Here is a 3,802-nt window from a genome sequence, read left to right on the forward strand (position 1 = left end):
AGGCCAGCGCCACCCGCTCCGGATCGCGCGAATTCCAGGCGTCCTCAGCCAGGCGGGCCTTCTGGGCGGCGGACTCGCGGGTGAAAGGGGGAAGTGGAGGACGAGACACGTAACGGCTCCTTGATACCCTAGTTGTACTGACTGGTACATAATGTACCAATCAGTACAAGGCGTCAAGCCCAAATTTCAGCCGCGGCGAAAAAAGCAGCACAGTGTTGGGAAAACATACTTTGCAGCCAAGGGCGCGGTCCCTTGTTACGGCGCGTATCGACGTCTTCGTCATTGATAAGTCGTCGAACAAGCCAGTTCGCGACGCAAGATCCCTGCTCTCGCGGTCGATCAAGTCTGAACATGGCGGACAAATCCAAACCCTCGCGATCTGCGGCATGACCTCGTCGGTACCTGCCGAGCTGATGGGTATCGGCAGGTACCGATGAAATTGCCGCCGGTAGCGACCAAGCGATCGAAAAATCTGGCGCGCCTTGCTCCGTTTGGTGCCGCTGTACCGCGTTGCTCGGACCGAGTGCCAGCTCGGAACCGCGCGGTCCGCTCCGAAGCCCTGCGCATCGCCATGAAGGCGGATCAGGGCGCAAACTTCAAACCTTATGCTCTCAGGGCGGCGCATATCGGGGAGCACAGACTTCGCGCTTGACAGCTTGTACCGTTTGGTACATGATGTACCTATCGGTACAAAGTAAGAAGCTTGCAGATGTCCCGTCCCCCCGCTTCCGCCGTTTACCCGAGAGGCTGCCTGGAATGAGCGGCAAACCAATCGGCGTCCCGGCAAAATATTTCGACCAGATCGATGTACCCGAACGGTTTCAACCGTGGCCGGATTTACCGGCCCGGAAACGTCCGTGTAGCGAAGCTCGGCTAAATTTCATCAGGCTCGACCGCGTGGAAGCGCGAGCCCGAACGAAGATGAAGAGGCAGCGACCATGACTATGACAGGAGGAGCTCTCGCTCCGTTGCTCGCAATTTCTCCGGACAAGGAAACGAGCCTTGCCCCGCCTGATGACGATCCAGACATGCCTATGCAGCCACCACGCGCCGACGCTTGGCCTCCGAACTCCGATACGTGCGCGGCGCCGACGGCCACGGTCCGTCCTGCATTGCGCGCCCTTGCCAGCGAAAGCGGACCCGGCGAAGGGCTCGATCGGGTGAGACTGCTTCGACCGCTGGTGGCGCAGGCGCATGACATCCTGCGCGAACGGTTCGAATCGGGTGGCTCGGCCGAGGAATATCTGCGGGGTCGGGCGCGACTTGCGGACAGCGTGGTGATCGGCCTGCTGCACATTGCATCAATATCCAGCGGAATGCGCAACGGGAGCATGGTCGCCCCCCTCGCGGCGATTGCGGCGGGCGGCTACGGACGAAGAGAACTCGCTCCTGGCTCCGATCTCGACCTGCTGTTTCTCCTCCCCGAAAGCACCTCATCCCGCGCCGGAGCTGTCGCGCCGGCGACACGAGCGTGCATCGGCGCCGTCGTTGCCTGCCTTTGGGATCTTGGCTTCGTGCTGGATCATGCGACGCGGTCGGTCCAGGAATGCCTCGAGCTCGCCAAGGACGATCCCATCGTGCTTGCCGGTCTGATTGACCGGCGGCACCTGTGGGGCTGTCAGGGTCTGTTCGCTGCCCTCGATGCCGAGCTTGCGGCGCTTTTCGCCGGCCCCGACGCGGGATGCTGGCGGGACGCGGTCGGCAGCGCTCTGTCGCCCACGCCTCGCCATGCATCGCGCGATGTGTATGCCCTGGAGGACGAGCCCGACGTGAAGCGAGGCCCCGGTGGTCTCAGAGACTTGCAGCGCGCGCTCTGGGCCAACGTCTGCGCCTCGGGGCGCTCCATGCCGCTCAAGCCGTCCCGGCTTTTCCAGGCGCACCGTTTCCTGTGGCAGGTGCGGTGTCATTTGCACTTGTTCGCAGGTCGGGCCGAAGACCGTCTCAGCAGGTCGCTGCAACCCGGCATCGCACGCCGGCTCGGCCTGGCGGACCCGCGCGAACCAGTTGTGCGTCCGCTGCTCGATCTCTTTCGATATCACGCCGGCAATATCTTCGCTGCGATCGAAACCGCACCGCGATCGCCGGCAAGGCGGCTCCCAAACAATCGCTGAAACCGGAGTGACGACCCAAAAGATGACGCGACAGCGGCCGCCTGCGTTACGGCTGTAATCGCTTTCCCCGCACCGGAAACAATGCCGTAGCGGACCAGGCGTAAGTCGCGCCCCCATTGATTAGCGGAGATTTTTCAATTGTCGACATATTTGTCTCGCGTGGCGGCGGCAGCCGCCGAGCCGCGCGCGTTCTGTTTCATCACCGCCTTGAAGAGCGCCTCGCGTGCCGCCGTGCGCTGGTTCATTCATTTGCTCGTCAGGCTCGTGATCGCCGTGACGTGCAGTAGCCCGGCCGCGGCTCTTGATGCCGTACACGTGCTCCATGCCGCTGATGTCATGCTGCGGCACGGTCACGCGCTCGCGGTCCGTCGGCATGAAGCCAGATCGAATAGCCAGCCGGCCACGACCGGTTGTGCCTTAGGCGGCAAATCGGGGCTTGCCGCGCAACCAGAGGGGGCATTTCAACCATACGAGACAGAGGAGCTCGGAAGACAATGACCGATTTGATCGAAAGCACACTGCGAGGACTTGGCGCACAACTCCCCGGTCGCACGTCGAGGCCAGGCGACGACCGTTACGCCGCCGCGACGGCGATCTGGGCCAAACCGGTTGGCCCCATGCCGCGCATGGTCGTTCATTGCCGCACGATCCCCGACATCCAGCTCGCCATGTCCGCCGCGCGTTCCGCCGGTCTCGCGCTGTCGGTGCGCGGCGGTGGACACGACTGGGCCGGCCGCGCCTTGTGCGATGGACTCGTGCTCGATCTCAGCGGCATGAGGGCAGTGCAGGTCAGCCCCGACCGGCGCAGCGCGCGCATCTCGGGAGGTGCCCGCGCCATCGATGTCCTCACGGCGACCGATCCGCTTGGCCTCGCCGCCGTGACCGGTTCATGCAGCGCGGTCGGCATGGCCGGGCTCACCCTGGGCGGCGGCTATGGGCCATTGATCGGCCGCTTCGGTCTTGCGCTCGACAATCTGATCGCCGCCGACATCGTTCTGGCGGACGGACGTATCGTCACCGCCGAGTCGGGCAACGAAGAGGATCTGTTCTGGGCCCTGCGTGGCGGCGGCGGAAATTTTGGCGTCGTGGCCGAGATGCGCATTCGTCTGCACGAACTGCCCAACGTCGTCTCGGGCGTGCTGGTCTATCCCTTCTCTGAAGCCGGGACGGTTCTGCGTCGGTTTGCCGAGATAGCGCCTTCCCTGCCCGATGAGTTGACCGTCCATGTCTGCGCAGTCGCCGGTCCGGACGGCGCGCCGGTAATCCTGCTCGTGCCGACATGGTCGGGTCGGCAAGGCGGCGGCGACGCGCATGTCGCTCCCTTGCTCAAGCTTGGGACGCTGCTCGACAACAGCGTGGACGCGGTCCGCTACGGAGCTTCGCTCTCGGTCTTCGATCCTTTTATCGTGAACGGGCAGCGGGTCTTCATGGAAACCTGTTCGCTTCCGGTGCTCAATGAGGACGCCGCCGAAATCATCGTCGAGGCCATGGCCAAGGCCGTATCGGCCGGGTGCGCGATCTTGACCCACGAATTCAGAGGCGCGGCCTCTCGCGTGCCGGTGGAGGCGACGGCGTTCGGCCTTCGTCGCGACCACGTGCTGATCGAAATCCTCGCGTCGTTCCCCGACCGGTCGGACCGGCTGGAAGAGCGCCGGCATCAGCACTGGGTCCGCGACACGCGGCAGGCTTTC

At 64.0% G+C, this 3,802-nt stretch carries 3 protein-coding genes; 2 read left to right on the forward strand and 1 reads right to left on the reverse strand.

From position 1 onward, the window contains the following. Positions 1–109: DUF1348 family protein (locus VNX23_RS25300; RefSeq protein WP_325634300.1), on the reverse strand; the 109-nt coding region annotated here is incomplete at its 3' end. 829 nt (positions 110–938) lie between these two features. Between VNX23_RS25300 and VNX23_RS25305 the strand changes: the two genes are divergently transcribed. Both VNX23_RS25305 and VNX23_RS25310 read left to right on the forward strand, forming a co-directional pair. Further along, the gene (locus VNX23_RS25305) at positions 939–2,111 is read left to right on the forward strand and encodes a DUF294 nucleotidyltransferase-like domain-containing protein (RefSeq protein WP_325634298.1); all 1,173 of its coding nucleotides are present in this window, start codon (positions 939–941) and stop codon (positions 2,109–2,111) included. Between the two features lie 494 nt (positions 2,112–2,605). Then, positions 2,606–3,802, forward strand: a 1,197-nt coding sequence (locus tag VNX23_RS25310; protein ID WP_325634299.1) for an FAD-binding oxidoreductase, incomplete at its 3' end; no start/stop codon positions are given.

It is taken from the genome of Bradyrhizobium sp., from assembly GCF_035570375.1.
GTDB lineage: Bacteria > Pseudomonadota > Alphaproteobacteria > Rhizobiales > Xanthobacteraceae > Bradyrhizobium.